The sequence below is a fragment of the Halobaculum magnesiiphilum genome (assembly GCF_019823105.1).
Lineage (GTDB): Archaea > Halobacteriota > Halobacteria > Halobacteriales > Haloferacaceae > Halobaculum > Halobaculum magnesiiphilum.
Genome location: NZ_CP081958.1, coordinates 2,534,315 through 2,553,451, shown reverse-complemented (window position 1 = coordinate 2,553,451; position 19,137 = coordinate 2,534,315). Strand labels below are relative to the sequence as shown.

The following is a 19,137-nucleotide window of genomic DNA, read 5'->3' as shown; positions in this document are numbered from 1 at the left end:
CCTCTTGGCTACACCGACGGCTCGAAGTACTCTCGCAGGTCCGCGCCGAACTCGTCGGCCAGCGTCGCGACCGCCTCGCCGGCGAGCACGTCGTACCCGCGCTCCAGCGCCGACTCCACGCGCGCGCCGAGGGCGGCGTCGAAGACCCGCCCGGATTCGAGGACGGCGACCGCGTCGCGCTCGGCGGGGTCGCGCTCGCGCTCGACGACGTAGCGGCCGTCGGCGACGAACGGGCCGTACGCGTCGGGGTCGTCGGCGTACTTCCTGTGGAACCCGGCGGCGTGCTCGCGGACGTGGACCGGCGGCCCCTCGTGGCGCTCGATAGCCGGGAGTTCCCGGTCGGCGAGTTCGACGAGCAGCACCGCGCGCCGGTCGCCGCCGGCGTCGTCGCGTTCGGCCGCGAACGTCGCGGACCGGAGCGCGTCGAACCCCAGTCCGTCGAGTTCACGCTCGATACCCGCCAGCGAGCGGCGGAGCTGCGGGTACAGTTGGTCGTCGACGATGTCGGGCGCGTCGAACGCGACCGCCAGGGGGGCGGTGTCGCGGCGGCGGACGTGCTCGCGGACCTCCTCGGGCGAGATCGGCTCGGTCGGCTCGGGGAAGAACGGGTCCGTCCGCGGGTCCGCGAGCAGGTCGCGCGCGTGATGCTGGAGACGGGCGAGGTTGTCGCCCGAGAGCACGGCCGCGACGTTGCGCTCGGGGTCGGTCGGGTCGACGACGACGAGCGGGTCGTCGAACTCGGCGGTGCCGTGGTCCTCCGGGTCGAACCGGACCGGCGGGTGCCAGTCGGCGACCGCCTCCAGCGTCCCGCGGGCGCCGCCGTGTTCGAGCACGAGCAGCTCGGTGAGGTACCCGGAGAAGCCCCGGGTACGGAGGTTGCTGCCGTAGACGCCGACGCCCTTCAGGAACGCCTTGAGGACGCGAACGTCGTCCGCGAGGTCGTCGGTCAGCCGGTCGCGGAGGTACTCGTTGTGGAACGGCGTTCGGTCGACGGCCGTGCGGATCTCGGTGGCGGCGTCGACGCCGTAGCAGGGGACCAGGTCCACGTCGAAGCCGTCGACGGCGCCGACGACGTACGGGTGTTCGGCGTACTCCTCCTCGCCGTCGGGGAGCACCGCGTGGCCGACGCGCAGGCCGAGCCGCTCCAGGTCCTCCCGGGAGAGGGCCGTCGGGAACCGGACGAACAGGTCGATGTCGCGGTCGCCCGCGAGCCACGTGCCGCGGGCGGTCGACCCGACGGTGAGCACGTCGGCCTCGTCGGCGGGCGAGGGGAGCTCCGCGACGGCGTCGCGGGCGCGCTCGGCGAGGTCGGCGGCGGCCGCCTCCATCCGCGCGCGCTCGTCGGCGTCGGGGGTGACCCGCTCGCACACCGCCGCAAGCACCGCGTCGAGGTCGTCGCCGGCGGCGGGTTCGTCGCCGGGATCGTGGGCGTCCACGTCGCCGTCGGCCTCGGCGTCCGGGTCGGTCATACGACGGGGTTCCGCCGGACGGGTAACGAGCGTGTCGGTCGCGCGGCGAGGGGCGCACAGCCCGTTGAACCCGGGGACCGAATCGGTGTGCGAATCACCCGCTCGCGTCGGGGCGAAACGAAAGCACTTTCAAATTCACTCCAGTATATGCAGGTGCGAGCCGAAGTAGCTCAGCTGGTAGAGCGCCTCGCTGTTACGGGATTCAGGTCCCCTGTCTCCCGCAGAAACGAGGTGGTCCCAGGTTCGAGTCCTGGCTTCGGCGCTTCCTCGATTTCGTTCCGACCCGTGAGCCGGAGGTAGGCCGACACGCGCACGCGCTCGCCGGAAGGGAAACTACTTGACTGCGGCCCGACAATGACGGCGACGAGGGCCCATAGCTTAGTCTGGTATAGCACCCGGCTCATACTCCGATCGGCTTCGGCCGTCGGATGGGACACCGGGCGGTCGAGGGTTCGAATCCCTCTGGGCCCAGTTGTAGCGGCGCATTGCGAGGAGCGTCAGGCCACCCCTGCTTCGACGCAGCCGGCGACGCTCACAGATACGTGTCGCGGACGGTCCGCGCGAGCAGTCCGTCCTTCTCGAAGGCGATATAAACGGCGACGAACGCGCCGTCCGGCGGGCGGAGGACGAACACCTCGCGTGGGTCGTCGTCCAGGTCGTCGTTCACGCGCTCGACCAGCGGTTCCAGCGGCGTCGTCCCCGAGCGGAACTCCCCGAACAGGTCGCGGGCGCCGGCCTCGCCGAACACGTACAGCGCGCCGTTGGGCTCGCCGTCGGTGTCGCGCGTGACGCGAGAGCCCATGCCGTCGCCGGCGGCATTGGCGTCGCGCCACGCGTCGCGGGCGGCCTCGAACATCGGCTCCGCGTCGTCGATGAAGCGGTAGCGGCTCTCGCGCTCGACGGTCAGCGACTCGACGCGCGCGAGGGGGCTGTCGCCGTCGGCGGCCCCGTCGCCACCGGCCGTCGAGTCGGGCCACCGCAGCGTCGCGGTGACGACGTACCCGGGTTCCAGCTCCGCGACCGCGTCGGCGACGGACTCGTCGTCGCGGTCGGCCGCGTCGCTGTCGGCGGCGACCCGAACCGGCTCGAACCCCTCGTCGGGTTCCGGTCCCGGTCCGGGTTCGGGAGTGTCGAGATCGACGAACACCAGCGACCCGTCGGCGCGGTCGAGCACGCGGTAGCGTCGGGGGCCGAGGCCGTCGGCGTCCGTCGATGCGGCGGGGTCCGAGCCGGCGCCGGTCGAACCGTCGGCGACGTCCTCCGCGCCCGCGGCGTCCGCCGATCCCGCGTCGGCTGCGGTTCCGTCGGGGTCGGTCGTGGCGCCGTCCGCGGTTTCGACCCAATCGTCGTCGCCGTCGCCGGCCCACGGGTCGACGGCGTCAGGCTCGTCGTCGGGCTCGTCCATGCTCGATGCAACCGGCCCGAGGGCCAAGCGCGTGTCGCTTCGCTGGCCCGTAGGGTTTACTCGCGGGGAGTCCGATGAGCCGGTGTGCGGATCGAAGACGCCGTCGAACCGTCCGAGCGCGGGATGAAGCTGCTCGAGGTCGGGACGGCGTACTTCCTGCTGGTGCTGTTCGCCATCGGCTTTCTCGATCTCATCCTCGTGCTCGTCGAGCTGCTCGCCAGCGGCGAGTTCACCGACCCGAGCCAGGTGATCGACATCATCGACACCGTGCTCGTGTTGCTGATCATCGTCGAGATCCACCAGACCGTGGTGGCGTTCTCGCGCGACGAGCCGGTCGTTCGGATCGTCATCAGCGCCGCGCTGATCGCGATCACCCGGAAGGTGATCTCGTTCCGGCCCGGCGAGTACGCCAACATCAATGACGCGTTCGTCGCCGCCGTCGCGTTCGCGCTGCTGTTGGGCGTGCTCGTGGCGGCGTACTTCGTCGTCCGCCGAGTCGACGCCGACGCGGTGCCCCCCGATTCGTTCGCGGGCGACGGCGGCGACCGAGGCGGTCGCGACGATCACCGGCTCGACGGCGAACCCCGAACTGACGACGGGAACGGCGGCGAACCAGACTCCGACCGGCCACCGGACGCCGACCAGCGGTCCAACGGGTGAGATACCGCTGCGGCCCGGAGCCGTCAACGCTACCCCCGAGCACGCCGGACGGTATCCCGTGTTGAACGCCGCCTTCCACGACCGCGGCGCGTACATTCGGGCGGCCGACACGCTCGTCGTCGCGGACCTCCACGTCGGTCGCGCGGAAGCCTCCGACGTGTCGTACCCGCTCGGCGAGGCGTCGGACCTGTCGGGCCGTCTCCGATCGCTGCTCGATCGGTTCGAGCCCAGCGAGGTCGTGGTCGCCGGCGACGCGCTCCACCGCTTCGACCGCGTCTCTGTCGCCGCCGAACGGTCGCTCGCCGGCTTGGTCGACGTCTGCCGGGACGCCGGCGCGCGACCCGTGTTCGTCCGCGGCAACCACGACGGGGCTCTCGGCGGGACGGCCGTCGGCGACGCGACGGCCTCGAACGCCTGGGACGCCCCCGTCCACGACGCGTACGAGCTCGACGGGAACGTTCGCGGCGCTCCCGTGGTCGTCCGCCACGGCCACGAGGCGCCTCCGGAGGACGAGTCCGCGGGGCTGTACGTCGTCGGCCACGACCACCCGACCATCGAGATCGAGGGGAAGCGCCACCCCTGCTGGCTCTACGCCGAGCGCGGGTTCCGCGACGCGGACGTGCTCATGCTCCCGGCGTTCACACGCCTCGCCGCCGGCGTCACGGTGAACGGCATGACCGCCCGGGAGTTCCAGTCGCCGTTCGTCACCGACGCCGGCGCGCTGTGCCCCGTTGTCGCCCGCGAGGACGGCGAGGCGATGACGTTCCCGCCGCTCCGCGAGTTCCGGCGACTGTTGTGAGTCGTCGGTGAGCGCGCCGTGCGAGCAACGCTTTTGCGTCGAGGCATGTCACGTGCTACCGATGGCCGCGATCAACGAGTGCCTCGGGTGCGGCGTGGACTTCGACCACAGCGACGGCGACTGCCCCGAGTGCGGGTGGAGCCCGGCCGAGTTCAGCGAGCGCGGGCGCTACGGGCTGGCGAAGGAGGGCCACGGCGAACCGGAGGACGGGGGCGACGCCGACCGTGACGGCGCGGGCGACGACCGCGACGGGGGATCGCGCGGCCCGCCGCCGGGGCCGAAGGGACTGCTCGGCTTCTGATCAGTCGGCGTCCGCCCGGTCCTCCTCGCTCGGGCGAACCGGCGTACCCTCACGCATCGACAGCGGCGGGCGGTCCTCGGCGTGGCGGGCGTCGTTGAGCGCGTCGCAGACGGTCCCCTGTCCGCCCATGTTGACCCCGGCGAGCCGGGTCCGCTGGCGCACGAGCTCCACCTCGTCGCCGTCGAACGGCTCCTCCTCGGGCGTCCGGAACAGCTCGGGATGTTCGTCGTCGAGCACGCCGGTCGCCTCGGCCTTCCGCAGGTATCGCTCGACGGGGTCGGCGTCCGTCTCGACCGCGACCGCGCCCTCGCGGACCCACACGCGGACCCTGCCCTCGGGCGCGTCCCCGAAGTCGAGGTCCGACCGGGTCACCCCGGCGAGCTGCTCGCGGGTCAGCCCCGCCTCCAGCAGCGCGCCGGTGGCGTCGTGCTGGCGGGCGGTGCGGGCCTTGCGGTCCAGCTCCAGCCGGACGGACTCGACGCCTCCGTCGGCGTCGGGGAACGCCTCCTCGAAGGGAAGCCCCTCGTTGATGCCGCGGTTGATCTCTCGCTCGTGCATGTGGTCGCGGAGTTCGATCGCCGCGCGGGCGACGCCGGGAAGCGACTCGACCTCGGTGCGAGCGTCGCCGGCCATCATCCAGGCGAACGCTGGCGAACACCACGCGGTCGGGAGCGTGAACGCGACGAACACCTCGTCGCCGTCGGCGTCCCCCGTGCGGTCGGCGTTCCCCTCGTCGCCGGCGGGGTGGATTTGGATCTCCTCGACGTAGTCCAGCTCGACGATGGAAGTGTCCAGCTCCGGGTCGGTGACGCGGTCGAGTCGCTCCCGGACCGCCGCCGGCGTCGTCGCGGCGGCCGGCTCCGTGTCGGTCGAGGGCGAGTGCTCCGACGGCGAGTGCTCCGAGGACATCAGTCGTCCGCGGGCGTTGCGCTCGTTCCGCCCGCGTAGTGGTCCCCGAGGTCGAAGTCGTCGGCGACGCCGTCGGTGCGGAACTGTTCTTTCTTCGCCTCGATGTCGATGTCGTACAGCTCGGCGGCGTTCTCGCCGAGGATCTTCCGCTTCGTCTCGATATCGAGTTCGACGCCGTACTCGTCGCGCTGCTCGTCGGTGAGCTCCGCGTCCATGAACGTCTCCACGAGCCAGTCGGGGTTCCACAGCGCGTAATCGGAGCCGAACAGCAACCGATCCTCCCCGAGCCAGAAGAGGAGTTCGCCCATGATCTCGCCGAACTTGCGCGGCCGGTGGACCGCCAGCGGCGCGGCGACCGCGAGCCCGCCGTAGACGTTCGGCTCCTGGGCGGCGATCCAGCAGAAGTCGTCGAGCCGGGGGAGCCCGACGTGCTCGACGACGAAGTTCAGCTCCGGGAACGAGGTCGCCGCGTCGTCCACGTCGGCCACGTCGAAGGCGTCGCGGTTGAGCGGGCGGATCGTCGGCCCCTTGTGCGGGTGGATGTTCTCGATGCCCAGCTCGGAACACTTCTCGAGGAACCTGAACGACTCCTCGCTGTCGAGGCGCCAGCCCTTCGAGTCGCCGTTCCACTCGGCGGTGTACAGCTTCACGCCCTGGATGTCGTACTCCTCCTTCTGGCGCTCCAGCTCCCGCATGCCCGCCTCGCCGTCGCGGGGGTCGAACCGACCGTTGAGCACGAACCGCTCCGGATAGCGCTCGGCCAACTCGGCGTTGTCGTCGATGGTGTTGAACCCGTCCGCGTAGAAGTCGTTCAGGTACGTCGGCTGGAAGATCCCCATGTCGACGGCCGCGTTCCCGAACAGGTCCTCGGCCATCCGGTCGGCGCCGTACTGCCGGTACTCGTCGAGGTCCCACTGCTTCTCCTCCGGCGTGAACCCGGTGTGGTAGTCGTAGAAGCACTGGATGAACTGCTCGCCTCCCTCGTGGGTGATGTTCTCCTCGCTCGCGTCCCACAGGTGGACGTGCGAGTCGATCACGAACAGCTCCTCCCCGTCGTCGGTGACGTACATGGTCCGTATGTGACTTGTTTCCATACATCATGATTGTTTCGCACAGTTATCGGGGCGGACGCCCGTCGCCGACGCTCCGACCTCGTCGGCCGGAACCGCGACGCTCCCGAGAGGACGGAGGCGCGGTTCACACGACCGCGTGGCTTTTTGGTCTCAGCTTTCGAACCCCTGATAGGTGCTAACAGGATGCAAGCAGCCAGACTCCACGACTACACCGACGACATGGCGACCGCCCTCAGCATCGACGAGGTGGATCGACCGGCCCCCGAGGCGTCCGACGACGTGATCGTCGAGGTGGAGGGCGCGGGGTGGTGTCAGACTGACAATCACATCATCGAGGGGATGTGGCAGGAGTACGTTCCGCAGGAGCTTCCGCTCACGCTGGGCCACGAGAACGCCGGCACCGTCGTCGAGGTCGGCTCGGAGGTGAACACGGTCGAGGTCGGCGACAGCGTGATCTGCCACCCGGTGATGACCTGCGGGACCTGTCGGCCGTGCCGCCAGGGCGAGGACATGTACTGCGAGAACGTCCGCTTCCCGGGGCTCACCCATGACGGCGGCTTCGCGGAGTTCCTCCACACGAACGAGCGCGCGGTGATCCCCCTCCCGGGCGGCGTCGACACCACCGACATCGCACCCCACGCGGACGCCGGGATCACGGCGTACCACGCGACGAAGAAGGCCGTTCGCGAGTTGAACCCCGGCGACACCGCCGTCGTCATCGGCGTCGGCGGGCTCGGTCACATCGGCCTGCAGTGTCTCGACGCGATGAGCGCGGCCGACATCGTCGCGCTCGACCTCAAGGAGTCGGCGCGGGAGCTGGCCGCGGAACTCGGCGCACGCCACACGGTCGATCCAGCGAACGAGGACGTTGCGGGCGTGGTCACCGACCTCACCGACGACGTGGGCGCCCAGCAGGTGCTCGACTTCGTCGGCGCGGACCAGACGACCGCGCTGGCGCCGGACATCGTCGCCGCCGGCGGCGACCACCACGTGATCGGTTACGGCGGCCACATTCACGAGCCCGCCCAGTCGCTCGTCGACGGCGAGTTCAGCTACAAGGGGACGCTCGTCGGCCGCTACACCGAGCTGCAGGAACTCGTCGCGCTCGTCGACCGCGGCGAGGTCGAGCTGCGGACGAGTCGCTACCCGCTCGACGAGATCAACACCGTCGCCGAACGGCTCGAACACGGCGAGATCGAGGGGCGGGCGGTCATCACCCCCTGAGGCGAGGCACTCTCCCGGACGGTACCGGCGCCGGTCAGTCGGTGCCGGTGCCGAAACGGCTACCCTGTTGCACTCTGACACGCCCGTATGAGCGACGCCGACGCCGGATCCGGTTCGGGCGGGGAGAGCGACACCGACGCCCCGCCGGACCCGATGGGCGACGTGTACCGCGTGCTCGGCCCCGACGGGGAGGTCGTCGGCGAGGTGCCGGACCTCCCCGAGGGGACGCTGGTCGACATCTACCGCGACATGGTGACCGCGCGCCGCTTCGACGAGCGGGCGATCAGCCTCCAGCGACAGGGACGGATCGGCACCTACGCCGCCATCGAGGGGCAGGAAGCCAGTTCCGTCGCCGCCACGCACGCCCTGCGCGAGGACGACCCGATCTTCTACCAGTACCGCGAACACGGCGCGGTGATCGCCCGCGGGTTCCCGCCGGAGTACCTCGCCTACTGGATGGGCCACGAGTCCGGGACCGCCGGCCTCGCGGACATCGACGTGTTCCCGCTGAACATCGGCATCGGCGCGCACATCCCGCACGCCGTGGGTGCGGCGATGGCGTTCGACTACCGCGGCGACGACCGCGTCGCCTGTGCCCACTTCGGCGACGGCGCGACCTCGGAGGGCGACTTCCACGAGGCGCTGAACTTCGCGGGCGTGTTCGACCCGCCGAGCGTCTTCGTCTGTCACAACAACGGGTGGGCCATCTCGATCCCCCGCGACGAGCAGACCGCGAGCCCGACGCTGGCGGAGAAGGCCGAAGCCTACGGCTTCGAGGGCGTCCGCGTCGACGGGATGGATCCCCTCGCCGTATACGCGGTCGTCGCGGAGGCGGCCCGGAAGGCGCGAGCCGGCGGCGACGGCCCGGGTACCGCGGACGCCGAGGGCGCCGACGACAACCCCGACGCCGGCGGCTACGGCCACCGACCCACGCTGGTCGAGACTGTCGAGTACCGCTTCGGCGCCCACACCACGGCGGACGACCCGAGCCAGTACCGCGAGAACGAGGAGGCCGAACCGTGGCGCGCGTGGGACCCGATCCCGCGGATGGAGGGGTTCCTCCGCCGTGAGGGGATCGCCGACGACGACCTGATCGAGTCGGTACGCGAGGCGGCGGACGACCGGGTCGCCGAGGTCATCGACGCCGCCGAGGACTTCGAGGCCGACCCCGCGGACATGTTCGCGGACGTCTACGCCGAGACGACGCCGGAACTGGAGCGCCAGCGGGAGGGGCTGCTCGCGGCGATCGAGCGTCACGGCGAGGACGCGTTCCTGCGCGAGGAGTAGTCGGGGGGCCGGCGACCGAACCGCCCCCCGGGCCGACGACCGTGCCGGGCGGATCGACAGAAAACGTTTCGTGGCCCCACCCTGAATCGAGGGCAACGCGTCATGTCGCTCCTCCCTCGCTCGATCCGGACCGGCGACCTCTCGCGCCGGCATCGGCTTGTCATCTACTACCTGATCGGGCTGACCGCGCTCGTGTTGACGTACACGGTCATCTACAACACCGGGATGAGCGTGCTGGAGGGGCGGCCGCAGTCGATCTTCCGGTCGTTCCAGACGGTCACCGAGACGATGACGACGACTGGGTACGGCGCCGACTCCCCGTGGGAGACGCCGATCATGAACCTCTTCGTCGTGTTCATGCAGCTCAGCGGCATCGGCGTCGGCTTCTTCACGCTCCGGGTGATCGTCATCCCGCTGTTCACCGGCGCCGAGGTCGACCTCGACAGCCGGCTGTCGCCGAAGAACGACCACGTCGTCATCTGCGAGTACGACCGGGACTCCGCGGTGTTGCTCGACGAGCTCGAACAGCTCGGGATCGACTACGTGCTCATCTCCTCGGACGAGGAGGAGGCGATCGACCTCTCCGACGAGGGGTACTCGGCGATCCACGGGTCGCCGCAGGAGGAAGCCACGTTCGAACGCGCGAGCATCGCCAGCGCCCGGGCGGTCATCACCGACGCCGACGAGGCCAACGTCGACACGATCCTCACGGTTCGGTCGGTCCGCTCCGACGTGGAGATCATCACGCTGACCGACGACAGCACCCTGCGGGACGTGCTCCTCGCGACCGGCGCCGATAGCGTCGTCTCCCCGCGTGCGGTCCTCGGCCAGCGTCTCGCGCGGAAGGCAATGTCGTTGTACACCTCGGAGCTGCACGACACGGTCGGCATCGCCGAGGGGCTGGAGGTGACAGAGATATCCGTCAGCCGCGGCAGCCCCCTCGAGGGGACGAGCATCCGGAACTCGCGCATCCGCGAGCGGACGGGCGCCAACGTCGTGGGCGCGTGGATCGACGGCGAGCTCCAGCTCCCGCCGGACCCCGACGCGGTCATCGGCGCGAACACGGTGCTGCTCGTGTCCGGCGACCACGAGGCGCTGGAGGAACTCGGGGAGACCGCCCGCCCCGTCCGGCCCCGAGGCCGCGAGGAGGGCGTCGTCGTCGCGGGACTCGGCGAGGTCGGACGGGCGGCGCTGTCGGTCGTCGAGGAGGAGGGCGACATCCCGGCCACGACGATCGATATCGACGACGGTCCGGAGGTCGACGTCGTCGGCGACGTGAGCTCCCGCGACACGCTCCGGGAGGCGGGCATCGAGGACGCCGGGGTGATCCTCGTGTGCGTCCCGAACGACTCGACGGCGCTGTTGACCGCGGTGCTCGCGCGGTCGCTGAACCCGGACATCGAGATCCTCGTGCGGATGAGCGACGCGAAGGCGACGACTAAGGCGCTTCGCGCCGGCGCCGACTACGTGCTCTCGGTCCCGCGGATCAGCGCCCGGATGGTCGCCCGGGAGCTTCGCGGCGAGGAGGTGCTCGGCGCCGGCAGCCAGATCCGGATCGACCGGGTGTCGGCCGAGCCGTTCGCCGGGAAGACGCTCGCCGAGAGCGGGATCTACGAGCGAACCGGCTGTCGCGTCATCGCCCTCGAACACGAGGGCGAACTCACCACGAGCCTCGATCCCGATCGGACGATCGCGGCCGAGGACCGGCTGGTGATCGTCGGCACCGACGAGGCGGTGCAGCGCTTCCTCACGACGTTCGACGTGTCGCCGCGGCCGATCGAGAAGTAGTCCGGCTCGGTCCGGTCGGCTCCCGACCGGAGCCTGTCGGAGCAGGTTGGACCCGGTCGGCTCCCGACCGGCGCGGTCCAGCGCGATCCCCTCGTGTTATCTCCCGTCGAGAACCGCCTCGGCGGCGACGCGCCCGCTCTTCATCGCCCCCTGGATCGACGACCACTCGGTGTAGTCGCCGGCGAGGTACACCGGCCCCTCCGGATCCGTCGCGTCCGGCAGCTCCGCGTGGACGCCAGGCGGCTGGGCGAACTGCGCGAACTCGATGCGGTCGGTGTGGATCGGCTCCAGGCCGCCGAAGCTCCGCTCGGGGTACCACGCGGACAGCGCCGCGCGCGTGTCGGCCGCGAGGTCCTCGGCGTCCCGGAAGCGCGCGTCGTCGCCGAGGAACGTCGCACACAGCAGTTGTTCGCCCTCGGGCGCGTACTCCGGCGCCACGTCGGTGAGCGGGACGACGACGTTGGGCGACGCCTCGTCGCTGTTGAGCAGGATCTTCTTCCCCGTCGAAACCGGGGTCGCGTCCGACAGCCGGTAGTACTGCGTCGTCGACGGGGCGCCCTCGGTCGGGATCGCGTCCACGTCGGTCAGGTCGCGGGCGGCCTTCGGGTCGGTGGCGACGACGACCGCGTCGGCGTCGACGGCGCGGTCGGTCGTCTCGACGGTGACCCCCGCGGCACCGTCGCTCCCGACGCCCGCACCCGAACCGGCCCCGCCGCGCTCGATCCCCTCGACGCCCTCGCCGGTGACGACGGTCGCGCCGGCGGCCTCAGCCGACGCCCGGAGCTGTTCGGGGATCACGCCCATCCCCTCGGCCGGGACGCCGATCCGGCCCTCCGAGAGCGCGCGGAAGGTGTACGCGAAGACGTGCTTCGAGGTCGACAGCGAGCGGTCGAGCGTGATGCCGCCGTAGAAGGGCGCGACGAAGTTCTCGACGTACCGTTCGGAGAACCCCCAGTCGCGGAGGTACTCGCGGATGCTCGCGTCCGGGCCCGAGAAGAACCACGACTCATCGCGCCCAGAGAGGTCCTGGCGGAGCGCGAGCGTCCGGAGCTTGTCGCTCGTCGTCACCCGGCGGTTGAACGCCGACTCGACCAGCGATCGGGGGTCCCGGAGGGGGTCCGAGAGGACGCTTCGGGTGCCCTCGCCCGTCGAGCAGATGACGGCGCCGGGGCGGAACTCGCGGAGGTCGAGCGCGCCCACGTCGAGCTCGCGCCGCACCGCGGGGTAGCCGGTGAACAGCACCTGAAAGCCGCGGTCGAGCGTGAACCCGTCCTCGTGTCGCGTCCGGACGCGGCCGCCGACCACGGGGCGGCGCTCGTAGACGGTGACCTCGGTGCCCGCGTCGGCGAGGTGCCGCGCTGCGACCAGCCCCGCGAGTCCCGCGCCCGCGACGACGACGTTCGGGGAATCCGACATACCCGCGCTTGGTTCGGGTGACACAAAGGCGTACCCGGTCGCGTCGCCGGATCCTCGGGGGTGCGTCGCCGGGTCGCCCCCGGTCGTGTCGTCGCCGCGTCGCCGGCCGCCTTCGAAGCCGGCCCGAACCAGCACATCCATGCGGCGGCGGTCCCAACCGCGAGCAAATGCAGACGACGGACGCGTTCGACGGCCTGTCGTGTACCGGCTGCGGGGAGTCGTTCGGCGTCGACGACCACGGCCGCTGTCCCGACTGCGGGGCGCCGCTGTCGCCGACGTACGACCTCGACGCGGTCGACGCCGACGCCCTCGGCGACCGCGACGGCCCGGGACAGTACCGCTTCGGCGACCTCCTCCCGTTCCCGGCCGAAACCGCGATCACCGCCGGCGAGGGCGCCACCCCGCTCGTGCGGACCGACCGCCTCGCGGAGGAGCTCGGCGTCGCCGCCGCGTACGTGAAAGACGAGGGACGCAACCCGACGGGGACCTACGTCGACCGCGGAATGAGCCCCGCGGTGACGGCCGCCGCGGAGCGCGGACTGGAGCCACTGGCGCTCGCGGCCGCCGGCAACGCCGGGCAGTCGGCGGCCGCCTACGCAGGCCGCACCGACCTGCGTTCGTACGCGTTCGTCCCCTCGCGCACGGCGTTCTCGAACAAGGCGATGGTGAACGTCCACGGCGGGGAGATGCGCGTCGTCGGCGGGCGCTACGGCGACGCCGCCGCGGCCGTCGACGACCAACTGGCCGCCGAGTACCACTCGCTACAGGAGTTCACGACGCCGTACCGCCACGACGGGGCGAAGACGGTCGCGTACGAACTCCTCGATGCGGTCGACTCCCCGCTCCCGGACGCGGTGGTCCTCCCCGCGAGCACCGGCGAACTCGTCGTCGGGGTCGTCCAAGGGCTGGAGGACCTCCTCGACCTCGGACTCGCCGAGGAAGTCCCGGACGTGTACGCCGTGCAGGCCGCCGGCTGTGCGCCCATCGCGACCGCGTTCGAGTCCGGCGCGGACGCGGTCGAGGCCTGGACCGGCCCCGACACCATCGTCGGCGAGCTGGAGATCGAAGAGCCCGCCGGGGGCGACCTGGCGCTCGCGGCGCTGGACCGCGTCGACGGCGACGCCCTGACCGTCGAGGACGACGACGCGCTGGAGAGCGCCGTCACCGTCGCGCAGACGGAGGTCATCGAGGTCGGCGGCGCCGGCGGCGTCGCTCTCGCGGGCGCTTGGCAGCTCGCGGAGTCGGGCGCACTCGGCCCCGACGACGAGGTCGTCGTCGTGAACCCGGACGCGGGCGTGAAGACGCCCGACGTGCTCCGGAGCCACCTCATGGGCAAGGGGATCTGACCGGGAAATCGACGGTCGCCGGATATCCACCGATCCGCAGGACGCCGGTCGTCTACCGCCGGCTGCCGCCGACAACCGACCGCCGGCCGTCGGCCGCCGTCCCGTGTATTCGAGCCACAGCATATATCAGTTAGACACGTCTAATTTCCGCAACCGATGTTGAGCGACGTGATGGAGGACTATCTGAAGGCCATCTACGTGCTCCAGACCGAAAACGGGCCGCCCGTGTCGACCTCGGCGATCGCCGAGCGCGTCGGGAAGACGCCGCCGACGGTGACGAGCATGCTGGAGACGCTGGAGGAGCGCGGGCTCGTCGAACGCGAGAAGTACAAGGGGACTGAGCTGACCGAGGAGGGGCGGACCGTCGCGCTGGAGGTGCTGCGGCACCACCGCCTGCTGGAGGCGTATCTCGCGGAGCACCTCGACTACTCGTGGAGCGAGGTCCACGAGGAGGCCGACGCGCTCGAACACCACATCAGCGAGGAGTTCGAGCGTCGCGTCGCCGCGGCGCTGGGCGACCCCGCCGTCGACCCGCACGGCGACCCGATCCCGGGTGCGGATCTCGAGCCGCCGGCCGACGACGACGCCCGCCCGCTCACCGAGGTCGCCGTCGGCGAGCGGGTCGTCATCGCACGCGTCAGCGACCGCGACGACGAGGAGTTGGAGTACCTCGACCGCGCGGGGATAACCCCCGGAACGACCGTCGAGGTGGTCGATATCGCGCCGTTCGGGATGGTGACGGTCGCCGTCGAGCCCGTCGGAGAGTCGCACGGCGGCGACACGGGTGATGACGGCGACGACCGCGAACAGAGCCTCCCCGAGACGATCGCCGCCGCAGTCCGTGTCCGCCCGGTCGAGGAGGTGAACGGCACCGCCGCGACCGACGCGGGGGTGGGCGGGGCGTGAGTTTCTGGGAGATCGTCGTCGTCGCGGCCGTCGCGCAGCTGGCGGTGCTCCCCGGCGAGAAGGTGCAGTTCATCATCGCCGGGCTGTCGACGCGGTACCGCCCGGCGATCGTCGTCGGCGCCGCGGGGACGGCGTTCGCCGGCTGGACGGCGCTGGAGATCGGGTTCGGCGCCGCGCTCCAGTCGATGCTGTCGGGAGCGATGCTGGACGCGTTCACGGCCGCGATGTTCCTCGTGTTCGCCGTGTTGCTGTTCCGGTCTGCGCCCGGTGCCGACGCCGGCGTACACGCCGTCGAGACCGACGGCGGGGAGGTGTTGCCCGGAGTCGACGGATCGGTGAACCTGTTCGGCCGGGAGATATCCGGGCGGCTCGGAAGCTTCCTCTCCATCTTCTCGATGATGGCCGCCGGCGAGTTCGGCGACAAAACGCAGCTGGTGACGATCAGCCTCGCCGCGCAGTACGGCGCCGCTCCGGCCATCTGGGTGGGCGAGATGGCCGTCATCATCCCGGTGAGCCTCGCGAACGCGTACCTGTTCCACCGGTTCAGCCACCGCTTCGACGTGCGGAAGGCGCACCTCGCGGGCGCCGCGCTATTCGCGTTCTTCGGGCTCGACACGGTGTTGGCGCTGGCGACCGGGTTCTCCGTCTGGGAGACGGTCGTCGGTGCCGTCTCGTCGGCCGTCCTGGCGCTCGTGTAGCGCGGTCGGAGCGTGTCGAGACGGGGCGAGCACGAACCGGCGCATTGTTCACGGCAGCGCGCCTCGATACCGGACGTGACAGTCGTCGCCTCGCTGGCCGCCGGCGTCGTGTTCGGCCTCGCGTTGGCCGCGCCGCCGGGACCGATGAACGCCGTCATCGCCGAGGAGAGCGTGCTCCGCGGGTGGACCGCCGGCGTGCGTGCCGGCCTCGGTGCGGCGACCGCGGACGCGATCTTCCTGGTGCTGTCGCTCGTCGGCGTCGTCGGGTTTCTGAACGACGCGCCGCTCCTCCGTGGGGCGATGGTCGGCGTCGGCGGCGTCCTCATGCTGTATTACGCCTACGGCGCGGCCCGCGAGATCGGCGGCTCCTTCCTCAACGTCGACACCGACTTGGTGGACGAGGAGTCGGCGGGGTTCCGGAAGGCGCTGGCGCTGGCGCTGGCGAACCCCTACCAGGTGCTGTTCTGGCTCACCGTCGGCGTCGGACTGCTCGAACCCGGGGAGATCGACGTGTTCGGCGCCGCCGAGGTGAGCGAGCTGGCGGGAACGCTCGTCGTCGAGACGGGGAGCCCCGCGCTGATCGTCGGCTTCTTCGGCGGCATCGGCCTGTGGGTGACCGGCTTCCCGGGCGCGCTCGTCGCGGCGAAACGGCGCGTCGAGTCGCTCGCGCCCGCGGTCGCCGCGCTATCGGCGCTGCTGTTGGCGGGGTTCGGCGCCGCGTTCCTGCTCGATGCGGCGCGCACGCTCGGCCCGCTGGTGTGACGTGTCGCGAGTAGTGTGACGTGATACTAGTGACGCGGGGGCCAGCGCCGTCGCTGCGTGGGATAGGGGCGGACAGGCGACCGGGTCGCCCCGACGCGCGTGGTCGCACACCCGCTGGCGCGCCGGGTCGCTCGTCACCGCATCGGCGACGCTGGCCCCGTCATCGGCGATAAACCCTCGTCCCGTGACGGTCGCTCGTGGCGTCGACGGTCGCCGAATCCCGGCGACACGGCAACCCCTTTACACCCCCACGCGGAACCACCGGTCATGTTCGCGAAGTCGACGTGGATCAAGCTCCCACGGAACGTCCTCGTCGGACACGGCGTGCTCGACGACGTCGGGACCGCCGTCGCGGAGCTGTCGCTGGCCGGGTCGCCCCTGCTGGTCACCTCGCCGAGCCCGAACGATCTCGCGGGCGACCGCCTGCGGGCACAGTTCGACGGCGCCGAGACCGTCACGGTGGACTCGGCGAGCTTCGGCGCGGTCGCGGAGATCGTCGAGGCCGCCGAGGACGCCGGGGCGACGTTCCTCGTCGCGCTCGGCGGCGGCAAGCCGATCGACCTCGCCAAGATGGCCGCCGACGAGCTCGGGGTCGGGTTCGTCTCGGTGCCGACGGCCGCGAGCCACGACGGTATCGTCTCCGGGCGCTCGTCGATCCCCGAGGGCGACACGCGCCACTCGGTCGCGGCCGACCCGCCGCTGGCGGTTATCGCCGACACCGAGATCATGGCGAACGCGCCGTGGGACCTCACGACCGCCGGCTGCGCCGACATCATCTCCAACTACACCGCCGTCAAGGACTGGCGCCTCGCGCGCCGGCTGAAGAACGTCGAGTACAGCGAGTACGCGGGCGCGCTCTCGGAGATGACCGCCGAGATGCTCGTCGACAACGCCGACTCGATCAAACAGGGGCTCGAGGAGTCGTCGTGGATCGTCTCGAAGGCGCTGGTCTCCTCGGGCGTCGCCATGTCGATCGCGGGGTCCTCGCGTCCGGCGTCGGGGGCCGAACACCTGTTCTCCCACCAACTGGACCGGATCGCCGAGTCGCCGGCGCTGCACGGCCATCAGGTCGGCGTCGGCTCCATCCTCACGGAGTTCCTCCACACCGGCGAGAACGGCCAGTGGCGCGCCATCCGCGACGCCCTGGAGGCGATCGGCGCGCCGACGACCGCGGCCGAGCTCGGCATCGACGACGAGACCGTGATCGAGGCGCTGACCACGGCACACACCATCCGCGACCGCTACACGATCCTCGGCGACGGCGTCAACGAGGACGCCGCCATCGAGGTCGCGTCGTTCACGGGCGTCATCTGAGGTTCGGCAGTCGAGCGAGAGCGAGGAGAGGAGAGGAGAGGAGAGGAAACGCGGTCGCGAGACGCCGGCGACTAGTCGTCGCCGCGGGTCGCGCGCGTCGTCGGGCCGGCCGGGATCCGGGCGTCCGCCCGGGTACCCCCCCTGTCGTCCAGGCGATCGAGCCGCTCGCCCAGCGGCGGATGCATCGACAGCGACGCGAGCAGCCGCCGGAGCCGCCCGCCGGCCGGCGCGTGTCGGCCGAGGTGGCCGCCGGCCGCGAGCCGGGCGAGCGCCTCCCGGTAGTCGTCGCCAGTCCCGCGGGCGGCGACCGCGTCGGCGTCGTACTCGGTCCAACGCGCCACTCGCACGGAGAGGTACGCCAGCGGGATCGCCAGCGCCGCGCCGGCGACGAGCCCCGCCTGCCCGAACAGCGTCGCGTCGACGGCCCACGCGACCGCGTACGCGCAGGGGATGCCGACCCGGATCGGAACGTGCCCCCGGGCGAGGTGGGCGTGCTCGTGGCGGACGACCGCCGCGACGCCCTCGGGATCGAGCTCGCGCAGGAGGCCCGTCGAGACGAACACCCGGCCGTGCCCGGCGGTCAACCCGGCGGCGTACGCGACCACCCGTCCGTCGCGTCGGAGGACGCCGACCCGGTCGGCGGGGACGCCGGCGCGTCCGACCGCGCGGGCGACCTCGTCGGGGAGCGCGTCCGGTCGCTCGGTGCGCGAGACCAACACGGGCGCGAGGCGAACCCCGAGGAAGCCGGCCGCGATGAGCGCCCACAGCTCCCACCAGTCGGCCGCCCACGAAAGCGTCGCCGGCAGCGGGGAGGGGAGGGCGGGCGACGAGATCGGAGGAGCGGGGGACACAGGAGTCGAGTCCGCGCCGGCGCGTGTAGGCCTTTCGCCGGAATCGGGTTCGCGATCGCCTGGGGCGTGGTCACGGTCCTCGGAGACGGGATCACGGTTGCCGGAGACGGGATCGCGGCCGCCGTCGCGACGACCGGCCCGCGTCGGCGACCCGAACCCGAAGACGCAAGTCGGTGCCGACCCAACCGCGGCCAATGGAAACAGCGGACGCGAGCGGCCCGCTCGGCACCGTGAAGGAGTACCCGCGCGCGACGGTCGCGGTGGTGTCGGTCGTCGGCTACGCGCTCGTCATCGGCACGTTCGCGGGCGTCGTCCCCGACTCCGTGTTCCCGTCGCTCACGCAAGGGGAGGTGAACATCCTGAGCCACGCGATCGCGGCGGTCAACGCCGTGACGACCGTGCTGCTCGTGCTCGGGTGGCGCTGGATCCGCGCGGGCGAGGTGCGCAAGCACGCCGCCGCGATGAGCACCGCCTTCGGCCTCATCATGGTGTTTCTCGTCATGTACCTCGCGCGGGTCGGCGGCGGCCCGGGAGAGAAACACATCGTCATCCGGGAAACCGCGTTCCTCGGCGCGTACGCGGGCGCCGTCGAGGTCGCGTACCTCGCGATGCTCGCGATCCACATCCTGCTGTCGGTGGTGACCGTCCCCGTCGTCCTGTACGCGATCGTGCTCGGGTGGACCCACACCCCCGAGGAACTGCGCACGGAGACGCCCCACAGGCGCGTTGGCCGGGTCGCCGCGGGCACGTGGATCGTCTCGCTGACGCTCGGCGTCGTCACCTACGTGCTGCTCAACTGGGTGTACGCCTACGAGTTCGTCCGCGTCGCGCGATAACGGCTCCGCGTCGCCCGTGGGAGGCGGCGTCCAGGCGCGTCGTCGCTCGCCGACCGCACCGCCGACGACCCGCGACTCCCGGCCCGGCCGGCC

18 protein-coding genes and 2 tRNA genes are annotated in these 19,137 nt (G+C 71.5%); 14 read left to right on the top strand and 6 right to left on the bottom strand.

Translation table 11 applies throughout. The annotated features are described in order from the left end of the window. Positions 1–8: 8 nt before the first annotated feature. On the bottom strand, positions 9–1,469 hold the full coding sequence (gene cca / locus K6T50_RS13085) for a CCA tRNA nucleotidyltransferase (protein WP_222607018.1): 1,461 nt from the start codon (positions 1,467–1,469) through the stop codon (positions 9–11). 159 nt (positions 1,470–1,628) lie between these two features. Here cca and K6T50_RS13080 point away from each other — a divergent pair. Both K6T50_RS13080 and K6T50_RS13075 read left to right on the top strand, forming a co-directional pair. Further along, positions 1,629–1,731 (top strand) — tRNA-Asn (locus tag K6T50_RS13080). Positions 1,732–1,836: 105 nt separating this feature from the next. Further along, positions 1,837–1,940: transfer RNA gene (locus tag K6T50_RS13075), tRNA-Ile, on the top strand. A gap of 61 nt (positions 1,941–2,001) precedes the next feature. Here the strand turns inward: K6T50_RS13075 and K6T50_RS13070 are convergent. Beyond that, positions 2,002–2,874 carry a DUF6663 family protein gene (locus K6T50_RS13070; protein ID WP_222607017.1) on the bottom strand — a complete coding sequence of 291 codons (873 nt, stop codon included), beginning with the start codon at positions 2,872–2,874 and terminating at the stop codon, positions 2,002–2,004. A gap of 84 nt (positions 2,875–2,958) precedes the next feature. On the opposite strand from K6T50_RS13070, the gene K6T50_RS13065 reads away from it, so the two are divergent. The 3 genes from K6T50_RS13065 (at position 2,959) to K6T50_RS13055 (ending at position 4,634) form a co-directional block, all read left to right on the top strand. Further along, positions 2,959–3,534 (top strand): phosphate-starvation-inducible PsiE family protein, encoded by a 576-nt coding sequence (locus tag K6T50_RS13065; protein WP_225935322.1) that lies wholly within the window; start codon positions 2,959–2,961, stop codon positions 3,532–3,534. Positions 3,535–3,592: 58 nt separating this feature from the next. Beyond that, a complete protein-coding gene (locus K6T50_RS13060) occupies positions 3,593–4,333 on the top strand; it encodes a metallophosphoesterase (protein WP_222608948.1) in 741 nt (246 codons plus the stop codon). A gap of 61 nt (positions 4,334–4,394) precedes the next feature. After that, positions 4,395–4,634 carry a hypothetical protein gene (locus K6T50_RS13055; RefSeq protein WP_222607016.1) on the top strand — a complete coding sequence of 80 codons (240 nt, stop codon included), beginning with the start codon at positions 4,395–4,397 and terminating at the stop codon, positions 4,632–4,634. On the opposite strand, the gene K6T50_RS13050 is transcribed toward K6T50_RS13055, so the two are convergent. Both K6T50_RS13050 and K6T50_RS13045 read right to left on the bottom strand, forming a co-directional pair. Continuing rightward, positions 4,635–5,543 carry an iron-sulfur cluster assembly protein gene (locus K6T50_RS13050; RefSeq protein WP_222607015.1) on the bottom strand — a complete coding sequence of 303 codons (909 nt, stop codon included), beginning with the start codon at positions 5,541–5,543 and terminating at the stop codon, positions 4,635–4,637. Next, positions 5,543–6,613, bottom strand: coding sequence for an amidohydrolase family protein (locus K6T50_RS13045; protein WP_222607014.1), 1,071 nt, complete (start codon positions 6,611–6,613; stop codon positions 5,543–5,545). Before K6T50_RS13045 ends, K6T50_RS13050 begins: the two co-directional genes overlap by 1 nt. A 186-nt stretch (positions 6,614–6,799) precedes the next feature. On the opposite strand from K6T50_RS13045, the gene K6T50_RS13040 reads away from it, so the two are divergent. From K6T50_RS13040 to K6T50_RS13030, 3 genes are all read left to right on the top strand, one after another. Next, positions 6,800–7,840 (top strand): NAD(P)-dependent alcohol dehydrogenase, encoded by a 1,041-nt coding sequence (locus K6T50_RS13040; RefSeq protein WP_222607013.1) that lies wholly within the window; start codon positions 6,800–6,802, stop codon positions 7,838–7,840. Positions 7,841–7,927: 87 nt separating this feature from the next. Further along, positions 7,928–9,127 (top strand): thiamine pyrophosphate-dependent enzyme, encoded by a 1,200-nt coding sequence (locus tag K6T50_RS13035; RefSeq protein ID WP_222607012.1) that lies wholly within the window; start codon positions 7,928–7,930, stop codon positions 9,125–9,127. Between the two features lie 102 nt (positions 9,128–9,229). Beyond that, positions 9,230–10,915: a potassium channel family protein gene (locus tag K6T50_RS13030; RefSeq protein ID WP_222607011.1), complete on the top strand. Its 1,686-nt coding sequence runs from the start codon at positions 9,230–9,232 to the stop codon at positions 10,913–10,915. A gap of 96 nt (positions 10,916–11,011) precedes the next feature. Here K6T50_RS13030 and K6T50_RS13025 read toward each other — a convergent pair whose 3' ends face one another. Beyond that, positions 11,012–12,331: an FAD-dependent oxidoreductase gene (locus K6T50_RS13025; RefSeq protein ID WP_222607010.1), complete on the bottom strand. Its 1,320-nt coding sequence runs from the start codon at positions 12,329–12,331 to the stop codon at positions 11,012–11,014. 167 nt (positions 12,332–12,498) lie between these two features. Between K6T50_RS13025 and K6T50_RS13020 the strand changes: the two genes are divergently transcribed. The 5 genes from K6T50_RS13020 (at position 12,499) to K6T50_RS13000 (ending at position 17,357) form a co-directional block, all read left to right on the top strand. Continuing rightward, positions 12,499–13,677, top strand: coding sequence for a threonine synthase (locus K6T50_RS13020; protein WP_222607009.1), 1,179 nt, complete (start codon positions 12,499–12,501; stop codon positions 13,675–13,677). 156 nt (positions 13,678–13,833) lie between these two features. Further along, a complete protein-coding gene (locus K6T50_RS13015; RefSeq protein ID WP_222607008.1) occupies positions 13,834–14,583 on the top strand; it encodes a metal-dependent transcriptional regulator in 750 nt (249 codons plus the stop codon). Further along, positions 14,580–15,281, top strand: coding sequence for a TMEM165/GDT1 family protein (locus tag K6T50_RS13010; protein ID WP_222607007.1), 702 nt, complete (start codon positions 14,580–14,582; stop codon positions 15,279–15,281). Before K6T50_RS13015 ends, K6T50_RS13010 begins: the two co-directional genes overlap by 4 nt. A 75-nt stretch (positions 15,282–15,356) precedes the next feature. Next, a complete protein-coding gene (locus K6T50_RS13005) occupies positions 15,357–16,043 on the top strand; it encodes a LysE family translocator (RefSeq protein WP_222607006.1) in 687 nt (228 codons plus the stop codon). A gap of 267 nt (positions 16,044–16,310) precedes the next feature. Then, entirely contained in the window at positions 16,311–17,357 is a 1,047-nt protein-coding gene (locus K6T50_RS13000) for an NAD(P)-dependent glycerol-1-phosphate dehydrogenase (protein WP_222607005.1), read from the top strand. Positions 17,358–17,428: 71 nt separating this feature from the next. Here K6T50_RS13000 and K6T50_RS12995 read toward each other — a convergent pair whose 3' ends face one another. Beyond that, positions 17,429–18,208: a M48 family metallopeptidase gene (locus K6T50_RS12995; RefSeq protein ID WP_222607004.1), complete on the bottom strand. Its 780-nt coding sequence runs from the start codon at positions 18,206–18,208 to the stop codon at positions 17,429–17,431. 194 nt (positions 18,209–18,402) lie between these two features. On the opposite strand from K6T50_RS12995, the gene K6T50_RS12990 reads away from it, so the two are divergent. Then, positions 18,403–19,044, top strand: a complete 642-nt coding sequence (locus K6T50_RS12990; RefSeq protein WP_222607003.1) for a DUF420 domain-containing protein — start codon at positions 18,403–18,405, stop codon at positions 19,042–19,044. Positions 19,045–19,137 lie beyond the last annotated feature (93 nt).

Bases quoted from the DNA above. Each gene is read 5' to 3' on its own strand.
- K6T50_RS13000 (WP_222607005.1), top strand. From the start codon at position 16,311: ATGTTCGCGAAGTCGACGTGGATCAAGCTCCCACGGAACGTCCTCGTC.
- cca (WP_222607018.1), bottom strand. From the start codon at position 1,469: ATGACCGACCCGGACGCCGAGGCCGACGGCGACGTGGACGCCCACGAT.
- K6T50_RS13015 (WP_222607008.1), top strand. From the start codon at position 13,834: ATGTTGAGCGACGTGATGGAGGACTATCTGAAGGCCATCTACGTGCTC.
- K6T50_RS13020 (WP_222607009.1), top strand. From the start codon at position 12,499: ATGCAGACGACGGACGCGTTCGACGGCCTGTCGTGTACCGGCTGCGGG.
- K6T50_RS13050 (WP_222607015.1), bottom strand. From the start codon at position 5,543: ATGTCCTCGGAGCACTCGCCGTCGGAGCACTCGCCCTCGACCGACACG.
- K6T50_RS13035 (WP_222607012.1), top strand. From the start codon at position 7,928: ATGAGCGACGCCGACGCCGGATCCGGTTCGGGCGGGGAGAGCGACACC.
- K6T50_RS13055 (WP_222607016.1), top strand. From the start codon at position 4,395: ATGGCCGCGATCAACGAGTGCCTCGGGTGCGGCGTGGACTTCGACCAC.
- K6T50_RS12990 (WP_222607003.1), top strand. From the start codon at position 18,403: ATGGAAACAGCGGACGCGAGCGGCCCGCTCGGCACCGTGAAGGAGTAC.
- K6T50_RS13070 (WP_222607017.1), bottom strand. From the start codon at position 2,874: ATGGACGAGCCCGACGACGAGCCTGACGCCGTCGACCCGTGGGCCGGC.
- K6T50_RS13040 (WP_222607013.1), top strand. From the start codon at position 6,800: ATGCAAGCAGCCAGACTCCACGACTACACCGACGACATGGCGACCGCC.
- K6T50_RS13030 (WP_222607011.1), top strand. From the start codon at position 9,230: ATGTCGCTCCTCCCTCGCTCGATCCGGACCGGCGACCTCTCGCGCCGG.
- K6T50_RS13045 (WP_222607014.1), bottom strand. From the start codon at position 6,613: ATGTACGTCACCGACGACGGGGAGGAGCTGTTCGTGATCGACTCGCAC.
- K6T50_RS13025 (WP_222607010.1), bottom strand. From the start codon at position 12,331: ATGTCGGATTCCCCGAACGTCGTCGTCGCGGGCGCGGGACTCGCGGGG.